The 17,552-nt window shown below is 64.2% G+C and carries 11 protein-coding genes and 1 pseudogene; 9 read left to right on the top strand and 3 right to left on the bottom strand.

Translation table 11 applies throughout. The features are described from left to right. Together JSE7799_RS20960 and JSE7799_RS06780 are read left to right on the top strand one after the other, a co-directional pair. Window positions 1-217: hypothetical protein (locus JSE7799_RS20960; protein WP_055662940.1), on the top strand; the 217-nt coding region annotated here is incomplete at its 5' end. Beyond that, window positions 202-1,237: pseudogene (locus JSE7799_RS06780) on the top strand (IS110 family RNA-guided transposase). The gene JSE7799_RS20960 and the pseudogene JSE7799_RS06780, both read left to right, overlap by 16 nt. Window positions 1,238-1,736: 499 nt before the next feature. Here JSE7799_RS06780 and JSE7799_RS06775 read toward each other — a convergent pair. The 3 genes from JSE7799_RS06775 to JSE7799_RS06765 all read right to left on the bottom strand — a co-directional run bounded on the left by JSE7799_RS06775 (window position 1,737) and on the right by JSE7799_RS06765 (window position 6,785). Further along, window positions 1,737-3,827 carry a TRAP transporter permease gene (locus tag JSE7799_RS06775; protein WP_055662939.1) on the bottom strand — a complete coding sequence of 697 codons (2,091 nt, stop codon included), beginning with the start codon at window positions 3,825-3,827 and terminating at the stop codon, window positions 1,737-1,739. A gap of 54 nt (window positions 3,828-3,881) precedes the next feature. Then, entirely contained in the window at window positions 3,882-4,886 is a 1,005-nt protein-coding gene (locus JSE7799_RS06770; RefSeq protein ID WP_055662938.1) for a TAXI family TRAP transporter solute-binding subunit, read from the bottom strand. A gap of 330 nt (window positions 4,887-5,216) precedes the next feature. Then, on the bottom strand, window positions 5,217-6,785 hold the full coding sequence (locus JSE7799_RS06765; protein WP_055662937.1) for a BCCT family transporter: 1,569 nt from the start codon (window positions 6,783-6,785) through the stop codon (window positions 5,217-5,219). Between the two features lie 617 nt (window positions 6,786-7,402). Here JSE7799_RS06765 and JSE7799_RS06760 point away from each other — a divergent pair. From JSE7799_RS06760 to JSE7799_RS06730, 7 genes are all read left to right on the top strand, one after another. Beyond that, a complete protein-coding gene (locus JSE7799_RS06760) occupies window positions 7,403-8,911 on the top strand; it encodes an Nramp family divalent metal transporter (protein WP_222101718.1) in 1,509 nt (502 codons plus the stop codon). Beyond that, window positions 8,901-9,818, top strand: coding sequence for an SDR family oxidoreductase (locus JSE7799_RS06755; protein WP_245624822.1), 918 nt, complete (start codon window positions 8,901-8,903; stop codon window positions 9,816-9,818). The genes JSE7799_RS06760 and JSE7799_RS06755 overlap by 11 nt, the downstream gene beginning before the upstream one ends. Window positions 9,819-9,824: 6 nt before the next feature. Continuing rightward, complete coding sequence (locus JSE7799_RS06750; RefSeq protein WP_055662936.1) at window positions 9,825-11,609, top strand: glycoside hydrolase family 15 protein; 1,785 nt, start codon at window positions 9,825-9,827, stop codon at window positions 11,607-11,609. Window positions 11,610-11,748: 139 nt separating this feature from the next. Continuing rightward, the gene (locus tag JSE7799_RS06745) at window positions 11,749-12,939 is read left to right on the top strand and encodes a phospholipase D-like domain-containing protein (RefSeq protein WP_186201859.1); all 1,191 of its coding nucleotides are present in this window, start codon (window positions 11,749-11,751) and stop codon (window positions 12,937-12,939) included. Window positions 12,940-13,257: 318 nt separating this feature from the next. Next, window positions 13,258-14,016: an SDR family NAD(P)-dependent oxidoreductase gene (locus JSE7799_RS06740; protein ID WP_055662934.1), complete on the top strand. Its 759-nt coding sequence runs from the start codon at window positions 13,258-13,260 to the stop codon at window positions 14,014-14,016. An 18-nt stretch (window positions 14,017-14,034) separates the two neighbouring features. Next, a complete protein-coding gene (locus JSE7799_RS06735) occupies window positions 14,035-16,746 on the top strand; it encodes an HAD-IC family P-type ATPase (protein ID WP_055662933.1) in 2,712 nt (903 codons plus the stop codon). Window positions 16,747-16,982: 236 nt separating this feature from the next. Beyond that, the coding region (locus JSE7799_RS06730) for a transposase (RefSeq protein ID WP_186201858.1) at window positions 16,983-17,552 on the top strand (570 nt) is incomplete at its 3' end.

Here is a 17,552-nt window from a genome sequence, read left to right as displayed (position 1 = left end):
CTACAAGAACAAGGGCTCTTGCCATCTCTACCTGCTGGAGACGGAGGCGCCGATTGCCCGCCTGAAGCCGACCGGCAACGGAGACGAGGTTCGGCTCGGATACTGGTCACACCGGCGCAAATGGGAGGATATCGATGACATGGGTGGCGTCGTCATGCCTCTCGACGACGCGCTCGAGTTCATAGCGAACGAGGCCATTTTCTGGACCTGGACGTGAGTGAAAACGTACAAAGTCGAGCTCAGGTGCTGGAGTTTTTCGGCCAGCTCCCGGGCTGTGTCGTGGCGATGGAAGCCTGCGGCGGCGCTCATTTCTGGGGTCGTGAGATCGGCAAGCTGGGCCATGACGTTCGGCTGATCCCACCCGCCTACGTCAAGCCGTTCGTGAAGCGGCAGAAGAATGATGGTGAGGGGGACCGTGGCGCCGGTGGCGCCGCGTAAGCCGACGAACGATGCCGAAGCGATCTGCGAGGCGGCATTGCGGCCGACGATGCGCTTCGTTCCGGTGAAGAGCGAAGAGACCCAGGGCGCGGCCATGGTGTTCCGCGTGCGCGAGCTTCTGATCTGGCAGCGGACGCAGGCCATAAATGCGCTGCGCGGTCATCTGGCCGAGTTCGGGGAGATCGTGCCGCAGGGGGCAGCGAACGCATCGAAGCTGATTGCACTCGTCGAAGATCCGGAATGCACTCTACCTGCCGATGCCATCCCCACCCTCAAGGTTCTGGTCGCGGCACTGACGCAGTTGGAGGAAGAGATCACCAAGCTTGATGCCGAGATCACCCGACGCGCCAAAGAGAACGAAGTGGCTCGGCGTCTGATGACGGTGCCGGGTATCGGTCCGCTGATTGCGACAGCCCTCGCAACTTTGGCCCCGCCGCCTGACACGTTCCGCCGAGCGCGCGATTTTGCAGCCTGGCTGGGCCTCGTGCCCCGGCAGCACTCGACCGGCGGCAAGCAGCGGCTCGGAGCCACGACGAAGATGGGCGAGCGGTCCCTGCGACGCCTGCTGATCATCGGCGCCAACAGCGTCATTATCAAACGGCATACCCACGCTTCGGCCAAGCCCGGCACGTGGCTGGGCGGCATGCTGTCGCGCAAGCCGCCGATGCTGGTGCGCGTGGCACTGGCAAACAACGAGCCTTTGTGCGCCATTGGTTCGAGCACAATGGCGAGTGCGCGCATCGTCTGGGCCCTGATGGCTAGGGGCGGTGTCTATCAGTCCCCGGTCGCGGCGGCATAAGCCGACCGTCGATCGCGAGGACGTCGGAGCGGAAGAGGGCAAGGAGCAGTTTGGCGCAACAGTCGTGAGACGGGATCGGGAGAACCAGTGTGCAACAGAGTGCCATCGAGCACGCGGCGTTGATCTGGACCCGACCTTCGAACACCATACGGGCCCGCGGCATGCATGAAGCCGCATCTTGAGGCCGGACACATGTCAGCACCCGGTGACGCGCTGAAGCCAGCTCTGAAATTACCTCTTGCGCATGGGGCGGTTACACATGTTGTTCAATTCAAAGCCATTTTCGGCCTTGTTGAGCGATCGATGAGGCGGAGGGGATCAGCCCCTGGCTTCACGCTGATCCACGATAACTGCCTAAAGCGCACTCTGTGTCACCGTCACGCTGATGAACCGCAGAGTGCCAGCGTATGGCAAAGCATTTTCCCGAAAGGGGGGTGTAATCCAGAGGTGGTTGGCCGAACGAGGCGTCTCGCATCTCGTTCGGCCTTCGCGGGGCGGTTCAGGACGAGGTTTGCACGCCTGTCTTTCCCATCAACACTTGTCGGATCAACGGAGGTGCGATGAGCACCAAGCCAATCACCGTCGCCGTCCAATCCGGCGCGACGAGGAGCACTGCGGCAAGGACGAGCAGAACCCGCTCATATCCCTTCAGCGGCGCAATCAGCCAGTTCGCGAACGCCGCCGATAAGGCCCAGATGCCCAGCATGGCGCCGCCGGTCGCGAGGAAAAACTCCGACCAGGTGAAGCCATCGACGACGATCAGCAACGACGGCGAGAAGGCGAACACGAACGGAACGAGCGCCTTGCCCATGCCCAGTCTGAAGGCCGTGTTTCCCGCCTTGAAAGCGTTGGCGTCGGCAATGCCTGCCGCGGCATAGGCGGCGAGCGCGACAGGCGGCGTGATATCGGCGAGGACGCCATAGTAGAACACGAAGAAGTGCGCCACCAGCGGCTGCACGCCCAGAAGGCTCAGGATGGGCGCGGCGACCGCGATCATGATGAGGTAATTGGCCGTCGTCGGAATGCCGCAGCCCATCAGGACGCAGACCACCGCCGTCATGATGAGGGTGAAGAGCAGTGTCAGGCTTTCGACAGTCATGATCTCGAAGGGCAGGAACGCCCACCACGCCGAGAGATCCTGTGCCCAGCCGGCGGCCACCGAGGTCACCATATAGGCGATCTTGAAGCCCACGCCGGTGAGGGTGACGACGCCGATGACGATGCCGACCAATGCCGCGGCGGCCGTGACGGAGAGCGAGTATTTCGCGCCCACGACGAAACCGTCCCACGTTTCGCGCACACTTTCGCGGGCTGCGGTCTTCAGGTCGTGGCGGATCAGGTTCTGGATGACGAGCACCAGCAGGCACGAAGCGATCCCCCAGAAGGCCGCGAGGTAGGGCGTCCTGCCCGACAGCAGGATCGCCACCAGCACGAAGAGGGGCAGCGTGGTCAGCCATCCGGCTTTGAAGACGGACCACGCGACGGGCAGTTCCTCCTTCGTCAGGCCGCGAAGGCCTCGGGCGCGTGCCTCGAGGTGGACCTGCACGAGGACGCCGAAGAAGTGCATGAACGCGGGCACGAGCGCCGCCGTCAGGATCGTCGTCAGGGGCACACCCAGATATTCGATCATCAGGAAGGCCACGGCCCCCATCACGGGGGGCGTGATCTGACCGCCGGTGGAGCTTGCCGCCTCGACCGCGGCGGCGAAATGGCGCGGATACCCGATCCGGACCATGGCCGGGATGGTCAGCGAGCCGGTCGTAACCGTGTTGGCAATCGACGAGCCGGAGATGGAGCCGAGCATCGCCGAGGACAGGACCGACACCTTCGCCGGTCCGCCCGCGAAACGACCCGCGAGCGAGGAGGCCAGGTCGATGAAGAGCTGACCCAGCCCGATCCGCGTCGCCAGCACGCCGAACAGAACGAAGTGGAAGACATAGGTGGAGATGACGCCGAGGGCGGTGCCGTAGATGCCTTGGCTCGTCAGGTAGAGGTGGTTGACGATGTTGTTCCAGCTGGCGCCCGGATGGGTGAACACGCCGGGCATCGATTGGCCGAAATAGGCGTAGGCGATGAAGAGCAGCGCGATGACCGGGAGCGGCCAGCCCATCGCGCGACGCGTCGCCTCGAGCAGGACGACGATCAGGATGGTGCCCATGAGGACGTCGATCGGCAGCGGATCCCCCACCCGGAAGGCGAGGTCCGCGAAGATCCATGGCACATAAAGTGCCGACACGACGCCGCCGATGGCGAAGATCCAGTCGAACCAGGGCAGGCCAAGCGGCCGCAAGATGCCGCTGCGCGGCTCGTCGGCGCGGCCGAAGGCCAGGAAAGACAGAAAGATCAGCCCGAGGGTGAAGGCCAGGTGTGTTCCGCGATGGGTCGTGGCCTGCGGAATGCCGTAGCCGGCCGTGTAGAAGTGGTAGCAGGACAGCACGAAGAGCGCGATTGCCGCCAGCCAGTGAAGGGGGGGCGTCAGCGGTCGGAAACGAACCTCCGGGTCATAACGCTCCTCGAGCGCCTTCATCTCCGCTTCGGTCAGCGCTTCGGCGCGTTCGGCCTCTTCGCTCTCGGTCCTTTGCGCTGCCATGCCCGTCCCCCCTTTAGTTGAAGGCCGGCCCCCGAAGGAACCGGCCGGTCGATCTCACTCGGAAAGCAGGCCCTGCTCGCGGTAGAACCGCTCAGCACCCGGGTGAAGCGGGATGCCGACGCCGTCGAGCGCGGTGTCGGGGGTGATCTGCCCGCCCTTCTGGTGGCCCGCATCGAGCAGCGAACGCGTGTTCTCGTTCCACAGCGCTTCGGTGATCTGGTAGATCAGCTCCTCGGGCTGCTCGGCCGATGTGATCCATTGGGCGCCGACGGACAGGGTGGTCGTGTCCGCGTCCACGCCTTCGTAGGTGCCGCCCGGAACGGTGTTCTCGGCGAAGAACGTGTATTCCTCGGCGATGCCCTGCGCTTCTTCGCCCGAGATCGGGACGAGGGTGATGTCATCCTGGCTGGCGAGTTCGGCAATGGCGCCGGCCGGGAAGCCGCCCACGAAGAAGAAGGCGTCCATTGCGCCGTCGCGCATGCGTTCCGCAGCCTGATCGGGCTTGAGGTAAGACGCCACGATCTCGTCCTCGCTAAGGCCGTAGGCCTCGAGGATGATCCGTGCGTCGACCAGCGTGCCGGAACCCGGCTCGTCGAGCGAAACGCGCTTTCCTTCCAGATCGCCCACGCTTTCGATGCCGCTATCGGCAGAGGCAACGAGGTGGATCGTCTCGGGGTAGAGGTTGGCGATGGCGCGCAGGCTCTCGACCGCCTCGCGGTCCTCCCAGATGCCGGTGCCGGTCTGTGCCCAGGTGGCGACATCAGATTGCGCGAAGCCGGACTCGAGCGACCCGCCGGCGATGGCGTTCACGTTGGCAACCGAACCGTTGGCCGAAAGGGCCGTCGCGATCAGGCCGGGCACGCCGCAGGAGCCGCCTTCCTCGCAGGGGCGCGATCCGGGCGGGTTGGAGATGGCGTTCGCGATCAGGCCGCCGATCGGGTAATAGGTGCCGGACGTACCGCCCGTGCCGATGCGGAAAAATTGCGGCTGCTGGGCGGAAACGCTCGCCGCGGCGGAAATACCGGCCGCCGCAACAAGCGTGAATATGGTTTTAAGCATGATGTTGTCTCCCTGTCTTGGATAATGCGCTGGTAACAAGCGTGTGACCAAGGGAGCAATAGCGCTTCGGGGGCGAGCAATCCAGTTCCTGCAGCAAGGTCGAACGTGGACCTGCGGGAAATCGCGTCGGTTTCGCCCCTGATTGCGCATCTCCCGCGGATCGATCCCATCGGCAGGCCGCTCAAGGACGTCTGGCGCGCGGAGCCGTGGAAGTGGCTGTTTCCTAACAAGTCGATCCGTCTGGAAACATCACAGTACGGGCGGAGAGCTTCACGGTCTTGCGGCAGGGCCTCGGCAATTGGTGCGCCAGTCCTTCGCCCGGAACTGTCCCTAATCCGGCTCATCGGTGCCGGCCCAAGGCTGGCGCGGACGGCGGCCTTTGCGGCCTTTGCGGGGATCCTGCTCTTCACTCATCAGCGCACGAAACAGGCCGATTGTCATGGCAGCCAAGACGACGGAGAACGGAACTGCGGCCAAGACGACGGTCTGCTGCAGGATCTCGATCCCTCCCGCGAGGATCAGCGCGGCAGTCAGCAGGCCGATCCCGATGCTCCAGGAGATCCGACGCCAGGCGGGAGGGGTCGTGCTGCCGTCGGAGAGGATCGTGTTGATGACGAGGGTTCCGGAATCAGCGGAGGTGGCGAAGAAGATCGCGATCAGCAGGATCGCCATCCCGCTTACCAGAGTCGTCAGGGTCGACGGCGCGCCCAATTCGCGGATCGTGACGAAGAGCGCGCGGGCCTCGTCCTCCTGCACCACCGAAATCAGATCGGTCACGCCTTCGCCCTGCAGGTGCAGCGCGCTGCCTCCGAGGATGCCGATCCAGATGAATGTGAAGACGGAGGGGAACAGGAAGACCCCCAGCAGGAACTCTCCGATGGTCCGGCCGCGACTGATGCGCGCGATGAACATGCCGACGAACGGCGCCCACGCGATCCACCAGCCCCAGTAGAAGATCGTCCATTCGTTCAACCAGTCCGCGCCGCCCGTCGCGCCGGTGAAGAGACTCTGCGCCGGCAGCTTTTGCAGATAGGCACCGCTGACCTCCAGCGTCATGGAGATGAGGTGGTTTGTCGGGCCGTAGACGAAGAAGAAGAGGAGAAGCAGCCCGGCGAGGACCACGTTGAATTCGCTCAAGCGTCGGATCCCGCGCTGCAGCCCGAGCGCGACGGATGTCGTGGCCACGGCGATGATCACCGCGATCGTCGCCAACTGGACCCAGGTCGAGCCGGGCAGGCCGAAGACTTCATTCAGCCCCGTGCCCACCTGTCGCGCACCAAGGCCCAGCGTGGTGGTGACGCCGAAGACGGTGGCGATGACCGCCACGACATCGAAGCCGCGGCCGATGATCCCGTCGCTGTGCCTGCCAATCACGGGCTCCAATGCGGACCGGAGGGTCAGCGGTCGATTCCGGCGGAACGAGAAATAGGCAAGGCACAGCCCGATGAGCGCAAAGATCGCCCAGCCGGACAGGCCCCAGTGAAAGAACGTGAGCCTGAGAGCGAGGGCGGCGGGATTCTGAAGCTCGCCGGCCTGAAACGGGTTGCTGTCGAAATGTTCCAGCGGCTCCGCGATACTCCAGAACAGGAGGCCGACGCCGGTGCCTGCCGCAAACAGCATCGAGAGCCAAGCGGCGAGTGTGTATTCCGGCTCCTCGTCATCCGCACCGAGGCGCACCCTGTAGTAGCGGCTGACTCCGAGCCACAGCATCGCGCCGAAGAAAAAGCAGATGATGCCGACGAAGTACCATTCCAGAACCGGGCGGCTTGCGCTCCGCACCGTTTGGACGACCGTCCGGAAGTTCTCCTGGCCGAGGAATGCCCAAAGGAGGATCGCGAGCATGATCGCGATCGCGATCATCGACTGGCGGTTCGCGGCGCGTCCTACATAGCCTGCCATTCGGTAACGCCTCCTGTGTCTAGTGGGTTGGCCGAGGACCGTTTGCCGAATGCGGGGGCGGTCAAGGTTCGGAGCGACCGAATGGCGGCCGCCCAAGTGGCCAAGCAATTTCTTCCGCCCCGGCTCTGGGGGCTTGCGGGTGTTGGTCCGGCTTAACCCGGCGGCGTGGGACGGGCCGAGAAGCAGCAAGAAAAACAGACGGCATTCATGGGGCGGTCCCTTCGTCAGCACATGACGGAAACTGAACGGCTTGGTTTTACCCAAGTTCCATAAGCCTTGAGGTCGGGTGGCAAGCTTCCCCTTTCGACCGGCGCCACACGCTCAGGCGCGGCCGCGAATTACATCGGAACATCACGGTGCCGATGCCGTTTAGGACGCAAGGCGCCCCGACGGCCGACAGTATGCTGAGCGCGCGCGCCCGCCGTCGCGTGGATCGGCCTCAATCGCCAAACCAGGTGAGCCCCTGCCTACGACACGCAAGATCGCGAGGAGGTGTCGAAAATGTTCTTTCGAGATGCCGAGACTAGGCTTGGAATGCGGCCAGCGGCCTGTCGCAATGGCTTGGGCGTGCGGTCGGCGAATGCTCGGCGCGACGTCATCGTCGGAGTGTTTGCCTCGTGAGCCAAAAGACAGGCGAAATGCTGCGCGATCATGTCCCCGAGCCGCCGCGCGGGATGTCCCGTCTCAAGTGGTACGGCCCGGCGCTGCTGTGGATGCTCTCCTCCGTCGGGTCGGGGTCGGTCCTGTTCACGCCGCGCGTGGGGTCGCAATACGGGTACGAGTTGCTGTGGGTGGCGCTTGTCGTCATCGTGTTCCAGTGGGTCATGATCCGCGAGGCCGGACGCTACACCGTCGCGACCGGGCGGACGCTTCTTGACGGCTTCAATCGTCTTCCCGGCCCGCGGGGATGGGCCGTCTGGTTGATCTTCGTGCCGCAATTCGTGGCGGCGGTCGTCACCATTGCAGGGATCGCGGCCCTGGCGGGAAGCGCGATGATGATCGCCTTTCCGGGAGGGCAGACGATCTATGCGACCGGGCTGATCCTGGCATCGATCGTGCTGGTCATCTCGGGGCAGTACAAGGGCATCGAGAAGGTCTGCTCGATCCTCGGCGGCCTGCTGATCGCCACCGCCGTCATCAGCGCAGTCATCGTATTTCCCTCGCCCGGAACGCTCGCGCAGGGTGTCGTTCCGGGCGTGCCCGAGGAGTTCGACGTCTACTTCGTTCTGCCTTGGGTCGGTTTCATCCTTGCCGGTGCGGCCGGGATCATGTGGTTCTCATACTGGGTTGCGGAGCGGGGTTACGGCGGGGCGGTCACCTCCGAGGCGGAGGGGCAGAACGGGGAGCGTCTGTCGCTGGAGGACCGCAAGGCGCGCATCGCCGCCTGGGACAGGTTGATGGCGCGGGCCGCGGGCCTCGGCGTTGCCTGCGGCGCCACGATCATCGTCTCGTTCCTGATCCTCGGAGCCGAGGTGCTCGGGCCCGAAGACATCGTCCCGGAAGGTATTCAGGTGGCCGAGGATCTGGCGCGCCTGCTGGGCGACGTGTGGGGCGCCGTCGGCCGCTGGATCCTGTTGGGCGGGATCATGATTGCGCTGGCCGGAACCGTGCTTGCCGATCAGGACGGATGGGGCCGCACCTTTGCGGATGCGACCATGCTCCTGTGGCCGGCGGAACGGCGACCCGCGAACGGGGGTTGGGTGGCAGGTATCCTCGGGGACCGCGAACGGCTGAAGAACGCCTATGCCCTGATCGCCACGGCAATCCTGCCGCTGATCCTGTTCTTCATCGTGCAGCGGCCGGTGGACATCCTGTCGGTCGCCGGGATCGTCGCCGCGGCACATACGCCGGTAATCGTCTTCCTGACGCTCTATCTCAATCGCCGCACGCTGCCGGCGGATCTGCGGCCGTCTCGCACCGTGTTCGTGTTGGCCATCTGCGCCGGGCTCTTCTTCGCGGCGTTTGCGGTCGTGTATTTCGCCGACCTGCTCGGCTTCCAACTCATCGGAAGCGACAGTGGCGGGGACAGCACCAACGGCGCAGTGGGATCAGGCGATACGCAGAACGGCGGCGAGACCGACGAAACAACCTCAACCTCTGGAAGGAGTGACGAGAATGACCGATGAAACGAAGCGCCATCACGGACTGAACATGCACCGCAATCCCATGATTGCGCGAAACGATATGGAGGGCGGGCCGCCGGAGCAGAGCCAGGAATGGCCGGGGCAGGACCGCAAGCTGCATCCTCAGGCCGACCACGGCGAGGAATCCTATGAGGGCGGCGGCAAGCTTGTGGGTCTCAAGGCGCTGATCACCGGCGGCGACAGCGGGATCGGCCGCGCCACGGCAATCGCCTTCGCCCGCGAGGGGGCGGATGTCGCGATCGGCTATTTCGACGAACATGCCGATGCCGACGAGACGTTGTCCTGGATCGAGAAGGCCGGTCAGAAGGGGCTGAAGATCAGCGCCGACGTCCGTGAGGAAGGAGAATGCCGGCGCATGGTGCGCGAGGCCGTGGAAGGGCTCGGCGGGCTCAACATCCTCGTCAACAACGCCGCGTTTCACATCGAGTCGACGAAGTTTGAAGACATCCCGGCAGAGCGGCTGATGAACACGTTCCAGACGAACTTCTACGGCTACTTCTGGACGGCGCAGGAGGCGGCGAAGCATCTCGGCGAGGGAGATGTCGTCATCAACACGACCTCCGTCGTCGCGATGATGCCCTATTACCACCTGATCGACTATGCGGCCACCAAGGCGGCGATCCTGAACTTCACCAGCAGTCTGGCCGACTCCTTCGCCGAGCGTGGCATCCGCGCGAACGCCGTCGCCCCCGGGCCGGTCTGGACGCCGCTGATCGCCGCGACGCGTGACGAGGAGTTCGTCGGCAAGTTCGGCGCCAACACCTACTGGAAGCGTCCGGCACAGCCTGCAGAACTTGCGCCGGCCTTCGTGTTTCTGGCCTCGACCGACAGCCGCTTCATGACGGGGGAGGTGCTGACGCTGAGCGGCTTCCCGACCACATCGCGGTAGCCGCCGATGCCCGCAGAGATTTCCGAATACGGGCTGATCGGCGACATGCGGACATCCGCTCTTGTGTCGAGGCGTGGCTCCATCGACTGGTTCTGTGCGCCCCGCTTCGACTCGGGCGCCTGCTTCGCCTCCCTTCTGGGGCGCGAGGAACATGGCTTCTGGAAAATCGGAGCGAAGGGGGCCGATGCGGAGCGGCCTGTCGTCGAGCGTCGATACGTCGAGAACACGATGGTTCTTCAGACCGACTGGACCGTTCCGGGCGGCCGTCTTCGGGTGACGGATTTCATGCCGGTGTCGTCGGGGGAGTCGACGCCGTCGATCGTTCGCATCGCGGAAGCTCTCGATGGTGAGATGCAGGTCGAGATGGTCCTGCGTCCCGTCTTCGACTATGGCTCGACCGATGCGTGGATCACCCGGACCAGCTATGGGGCCAAGGCCGTCGCGGGGCCAAATGGTCTCGTCCTTCAGACGCTCCTGCCGCTGAGGGAGCGTGAGGGCGAGCTTTCGGCGCAGATCACGCTGAAGGCGGGCGAGCGGGTGGAGACGACGCTGAGCTGGTTCGATCCGGGGACGGGGGAGGTGAGCCTGTCGCAACCGCAGGAGGCGCTCGAGGCCACGTTGGGCTATTGGCAGCGCTGGTCGGAGAAGGCGCGTCTTCCGCAGAAATGGGGCGGCGAGGTGATGCGATCGCTCCTGACGATGAAGGCGCTTACCTACCGCAAGACGGGGGGCGTCGTGGCCGCGGCGACGGCATCGTTGCCGGAGGAGATCGGTGGATCGCGGAACTGGGACTACCGGCTCTGCTGGACCCGCGACGCAAGCTGGACGCTCGCCGCTTTCCTGCATTGCGGATATACCGAGGAGGCGTGCGGGTGGCGGGATTGGCTGCTCCGGGCATTGGCCGGCAATCCGCGAAAGCTGCAGAACCTCTATGGATTGGCTGGCGAGCGGCTTCTTTGGGAGCATGAACTGGACTGGCTACCCGGCTACGAGAACAGCGCGCCGGTGCGCATCGGAAATGCGGCGCACCGGCAGCGGCAACTCGACGTCTACGGTGAGATGATGCGCACCCTGCGCCTTTACGGGCGCTTCGAGATCGAACCGACGCAGGAGGCTGTCGAGCTTCAAAGGGCTCTCCTCGGCGCGCTGACGGATCGGTGGCATTTGCCGGACGAAGGGCTTTGGGAGGTTCGGGGTCAAAAGCAGCACTTCACCCATTCGAAGGTGATGGCCTGGGCCGCCTTCGATGCGGCCCAGAGCCTTGCCGACGTGGAAGACTTGCCGGATGCGGGCACCGATTGGCGCAGAACGGCAGAGACCATTCGCGCCGAGGTTTGCGAGAATGCCTTCGACGCGCGGCGCAATGCGTTTGTGCAGCATTACGGCGCGACCAGCCTCGACGCGGCGCTGCTCAAGATCCCCGAGGTCGGCTTTCTGCCGCCGGACGATCCGCGCGTCGCCGGGACCGTCGATGCCGTTCAGCGGGAGTTGATGCGGGACGGGTTCGTTCACCGCTACGACACGGCGCAGACCCGGGATGGCCTGCCGTCGGGCGAGAGGGCGTTCCTCGCCTGCTCGTTCTGGCTTTCGGACGCTCTGGTCGGGCTCGGCCGGCTCGACGAAGCGCATGAGATGTTCGAGCGGGCATTGTCCGCATCGAACGATCTCGGCCTGATGTCGGAGGAGTATGATCCGGTCAGGCGCCAACAACTCGGGAATTTCCCGCAGGCGCTCTCTCACATTTCCCTCATCAACTCCGCCCGGAAGCTGAGCGACGCCAGTAGCGGTTGAAGCCGGGACGTCCCCTGTCGGCCTGACCGGGGTGCCGCGCGTCGCATCGGCGCCGGGGTGGTGCGACGCGGCATCTTCTGGTGTAAAAGGTACGCGCTTGGACGTTTGAGCGCGGAGAACAAGGGACCATGGTACGATGATGGCGACTGCGCAAAACCTTCTGGAGAGCAATGGCGAGCCGCGTCACGACCGCATACGCCGGCTGCTCGAGACCACGCTCGGGCCGGCCTTCACCGATGGTAATCAAGTCGACCTGCTGCAGAACGGCGTCGAGATCTTCCCGGCGATGCTGAAGGCCATCCGCGAGTCCAAGCGGCGGATCGAGTTTCTGACGTACATCTACTGGACCGGCGACATTGCAAAGGAGATGGTCGAGGCGCTTTCGGAGCGCGCACGTGCCGGTGTCGAGGTCATGGTCCTGCTCGACGGTCTCGGAGCGCGGCCGATGCGGAAGGACTATGTCGAGCGGATGGAAGCAGCCGGCTGCCGGATCGCCTGGTTTCGTCCGCTGCCGCGTTGGCGCGCCTGGCAGACCGACAACCGCACGCACCGCAAGATCCTTGTCTGCGACGGCAAGGTCGCGTTCACCGGTGGCGTCGGTATCGCGGCCGAGTGGGAGGGGAATGCCGAAAATCCGGAAAACTGGCGCGATAACCACTTTCAGGTTCAGGGGCCGGCGGTTCGGGGGCTTCGCGCCGCCTTCTACGGCGACTGGATGGAGGCGAACAACACGCTCGCCGACGCGCTCAGCGAACTGGAGGACCTGCACGGCGACGGCAGCATGACGACGCAGGTGCTGCTTTCGCAGGCTGCGGTCGGCTGGAACGCGACGGCGCGGCTTCAGGATACGCTGTCGATCATCGCCGAGGAGCGGATGCGGATCCAGACGCCGTACTTTACGCCCGGACCGATCCAGACCGAGTGCCTCCTCGCCGCGAGGAAGCGTGGCGTAGAGATCGAGATCATGATCCCGGGGCCCTACATCGATAAGCGCGTTGCCGAATATTCCGGGTCCGATGCGATCGGGACCCTGCTCGATGCCGGTGTCCGGATGTGGCGTTACCAGCCGACGATGCTGCATTCGAAGACCATCACGATTGACGGCGAACTTGCGAGCGTGGGATCCGCGAATTTCAACGAGCGCTCCATCTTCAAGGACAACGAGGTTTGCCTCAACGTGCTCGACGGTGGCTTTACCGCGCGTATGGACGAGGTTTTCGATGCCGATCGTGAGAAATGTGAGCCTTTGACCCCCGGAAGCTGGCGCGATCGAGGCCCGTTCAGGCGAACCGCCGAAGCGGTCAGCAATCTCACCGGTCGCGAAACCTGACGGGCTGCAGCGCGTCGTCTCCGGGAGCCACTGGCCGGAATAGTTCTGAGGCGGACCGGGAGCGGCGTTTTCGGTTGTAGCGACAGATATCGCCGGTGTCTCATCTGACACCAAGGACTGGCATTTCGCTACCGCTTCAGCGGCCCGTCGGTTTTCCAAAGCGGGCAGCAGAGTTGCCGTTGTGGTCGAGCGATCAGCCTTTAAAAAAGGTCAATCTTCTTGGCGAAGCCGGCCCGCCTTTTGCTGACATCGGCCGCATTGGCACTACCCTCGATAAGCACGCCGCGCTGCGACCAAACAACCAGATGGGAGAAGATCATGCCGGAACAGGATTTCTCAGGTAAGACGGCGATCGTCACCGGCGCGGCATCCGGCATCGGCGCGGTCGTCGCCGAGGAGTTGGCGGCGCGTGGGGCTCATGTGATCGTGAGCGATCTGAACGATGGCGAGGCCGCAGAGGTCGCTGACCGCATCCGCGCGAGCGGCGGTACGGCGGATGTCTGCGCGGCGGATGTCTCGGATGCGGACGCGTCGCGTCGGCTGGTCGAGTTCGCGCAGGAGAAGGGCGGGGGGCTGCATCTGGCGGTGAACAATGCCGGTATCGGCGGCGCCAGCGAGCTTGCAGGTGAATATCCGTTGGAGAGTTGGCGAAAGGTCATCGACGTCAATCTGAACGGCGTCTTCTACGGGATGCGCTACCAGATCCCTGCGATGCTCGAGACCGGGGGCGGCGCCATCGTCAACATGTCGTCGATCCTCGGCAGTGTCGGCTTCCAGAACGCCTCTGCCTATGTCGCGGCCAAGCATGGGGTGCTGGGCCTGACCAAGACGGCGGCGATGGAATACGCGGCGAAAGGGATCCGCATCAATTCGGTCGGGCCGGGGTTCATCAATACGCCGCTTCTGTCGAAGAATCTCGATCAGGAGATGTTGGACGGGTTGGCGGGCATGCATCCGATGGGCCGGATCGGCTCCTCCGAAGAGGTGTCGGCCCTGACGTGCTTTCTGCTCTCGGACCGGGCAAGCTTCATCACCGGGAGCTACCATCTCGTCGATGGCGGCTATACCTCGCAGTAGCGGCAGAGCGGAGATCGCATGACGGACATCAAGCGCGGCTGGTCGGAGCCCGTCGAGGCGGTTCTGGACGGTCTGGACACGCGCCGTAAGGGGCTGACCCACGAGGAGGTCCGGCATCGCCGTGAAACGCATGGGACGAACAGCCTTCCGGAGGCGCCGCGTCCGTCGCCTCTGGTGCGGTTCGCACGGCAATTCAACAACCTGCTCATTCTGGTCCTGATCGCGGCGGCCGGGATCACGGCCGTTCTTGGCCACTGGATCGACACCTTCGTCATCCTCGCTGTGGTCGTCATCAACGCCGTGATCGGCTTCGTGCAGGAGGGGCGTGCGGAATCGGCGTTGGCGGCGCTTCGCGACATGCTCGCTCCCAATGCCGCCGTGTTGCGTGACGGGGAGCGGCAGACGGTGCCCGCGGCGGATCTGGTGCCCGGCGACATCGTCCTGCTGGATGCGGGCGACAAGGTGCCCGCTGATCTGCGATTGATCGAAACCGCGGGCATGACGATCGAGGAGGCCATCCTGACCGGTGAGTCGGTGCCGGTACAGAAGGGTACGGAGCCGGTTGAACCCGATGCTGCGCTTGGTGACCGCGCATCGATGGCGTTCAGCGGCACGATGGTGTCCGAGGGGTCGGCCACGGGCGTTGTGACCGCGACCGGTGGGGAAACGGAGATCGGGCGGATCAGCGGCCTCGTGGCGGGGGTCGAAACGCTGACCACGCCTCTGATCCGCCAGATCGGCGAGTTCGCCAAATATCTCACCAGTGCGATTCTGCTGCTATCGGCGGCACTTCTTGCATTTACGACGCTTGTGCGGGGGATGGCGTTCGACGAATCCTTCATGATCGTCGTGGGGCTCTTTGTCGCCGCAATCCCCGAGGGGCTGCCCGCCGTTCTGACCGTGACGTTGGCCATCGGTGTGCAGGCGATGGCCAACCGGAATGCGATCATACGCCGCCTGCCCGCGATCGAGACGATCGGCTCCGTATCGGTGATCTGCACCGACAAGACCGGTACGCTCACCCGCAACGAGATGGTTGTTGAAACGGTTGTGACGGCGGATGGGGAGCACCGGATTACCGGCGACGGCTACGCGCCGGAAGGCCGCGTCATGCGCGAGGACGCGGAGGTCGAGGCGGGGCCGGTGCTGGCTGGGGTTGGGCTGGTCTCGGGGCTTTGCAACGGCGCAGCGCTCAGAACCGGCGCAGATCATGACGATGAGGAAGACGGAGAGGAGGCGGCCGCATCCGAAGGCTGGCATGTGGAAGGCGATCCGATGGAGGGCGCGCTGCTGGCGCTTGCAGGCAAGCTGGGTCAGCCATGGCGCGACCGTCCGTCGGCGCGAGACACGATTCCGTTCGACGCGCGCTATCGCTACATGGCGGTGCTGCACGACACGGAGGACGGTCAGCTGATCCTGCTGAAGGGCGCACCGGAGGCGGTGCTGGAGCGTTGCGACAGCCAGATGACGCCGGAGGGCGCCCGGCCCATCGACCGCAATTGGTGGCAGGAACAGGCCGAGAGAGTTGCCAGCAACGGCCAGCGCGTTTTGGCTTTGGCCCGGAAGGAGCATGCGGGCGATCGGCTGTCGCATGAGGATGTCGAGGATGGGCTCACGCTGCTGGGCCTTGCGGGCCTGATCGATCCGCCTCGCGCCGAGGCCATCGATGCGGTCGCGGAATGCCACGCCGCCGGTATACGCGTGAAGATGATCACCGGGGACCACAAAGGCACCGCCGCTGCGATCGGCCGACAGATCGGCATCGAAAACACCGATGCGGTGCTGACCGGTGCGGACATCGACAAGTTCGAAGACGAAGCGCTGCGTGACGCGGCAGAGGCGACCGGCGTCTTTGCCCGCACGAGCCCAGAACACAAACTGCGGCTGGTCACGGCGTTGCAGAGCCGTGGTGCCACCGTCGCGATGACCGGTGATGGCGTGAATGACGCTCCCGCACTGAAGCGCGCCGATGCAGGCATAGCGATGGGGCAAAAGGGGTCGCAAGCCGCCCGTGAAGCCTCGGACTTGGTGCTTGCCGATGATAACTTCGCCTCGATCGCGGCTGCCGTGCGCGAGGGGCGGACGGTCTACGATAACATCCTTAAGGTCATCACTTGGACCTTGCCGACGAATGGAGGCGAGTCACTGACTATCATCCTTGCCGTGCTGCTTGGGGTGGCGCTGCCGGTGACGCCGCTGCAGATCCTGTGGATCAACATGATAACCGCCGTGGCCTTAGGACTGACCTTGGCTTTTGAGCCCACCGAAGAACGTGCAATGGAGCGACCGCCACGCCCGGCGGCGCAAAAGCTTCTGGCGGGTCGGCTTTTGTGGCGGGTCCTTTTTGTGTCCGTCCTCATGGTTTCCGGTATCTTCACGATCTACGGTTGGGCGATCGGCCGAGGACTTCCGGAGGAAGTCGCCCGGACTATCGTCGTGAACACGCTGGTCGTCATGGAAATCTTCTACCTGTTCAGCGTCCGCTACACCCACGGCACCGCCTTCACATGGCAGGGGATCGTCGGCACCCGGGCAGTTTTGATCGGTGTCGGCATCACGATCCTCGCTCAGGTCGCTTTCACCTATTTGCCGTTCGCCAACCTGGTGTTTGGGAGCCGTCCGTTGGGCTTGATCGAGGGTTTGGCTATTATCGGGGCCGGTGTGTCGCTTCTGATTCTTGTCGAAGGGGAAAAGTATCTCGCCCACAAATGGGTAGGAGCGTCTTCATGAAAGCCCGGTCGTCCTACTCGTTTGTGAGGTGCTGGAAAAGAAACTCCCCTTTTTGCTGACATGTAAATGCGCGAGGCGGCGCGTTGCTTGATGCGTAAAAGAGAACGAGGTGCAGTCTCTGCTTCCTAACCCGGATAATTCACGAGAAGGCGGCGGAGGTGGCGTAACCGTCTGAAACTCTGTATTTCTTGGTTATCGAAGCCAAAGATTCAGATTTCAGCAGGACGACCTCCGCCATGACCCAGTCTACGTGCTCCACGCCCCGCCTGTCACCCCTTAACGGTAAGCCGGTCCTGCTCGGGTTTGACGGCGCCGACATGAGCTCCGACGCCGGACTGACCCTGCTGCGCGAGATTGAGCGCAGGGCGGGTCTGGCGCAGCGGCTCGCAGATTGCCTGCACGATCCGCGTGACCCGGCGAAAGTTCAGCATAGCCTGTGCGACATCATCCGGTTCCGGATCATGATGATCGCGGCGGGATATGAAGACGGCAATGACGCGACCGCCCTGCGGTACGATCCCAGCTTCAGGATCGCGCTGGAGCGTGGCCCGGAAACAGGGCTGGCCTTGTGTTCGCAGCCGACGATCTCGCGCATGGAAAACCTGCCCGACACCCGCGCCCTTATCCGCATGGGCCGCGAGATGATCCGGTTCTACTGTCAGTCCTTTGCGCGCCCCCCAAGCCGAATCGTGCTCGACATCGACGATACCTTTGACGCGGTGCATGGCCACCAGCAGCTGCGCCTGTTCAATGCGTTCTACGACGAGTTCGGCTTCCAGCCGATCGTCGTGTTTGACGGTGAGGGC

The organism is Jannaschia seosinensis, from assembly GCF_001408515.1.
Taxonomy (GTDB): domain Bacteria; phylum Pseudomonadota; class Alphaproteobacteria; order Rhodobacterales; family Rhodobacteraceae; genus Jannaschia; species Jannaschia seosinensis.
The sequence above is the reverse complement of the archived record's forward strand: the minus strand, read 5'-3'. Positions and strand labels throughout refer to the sequence as shown.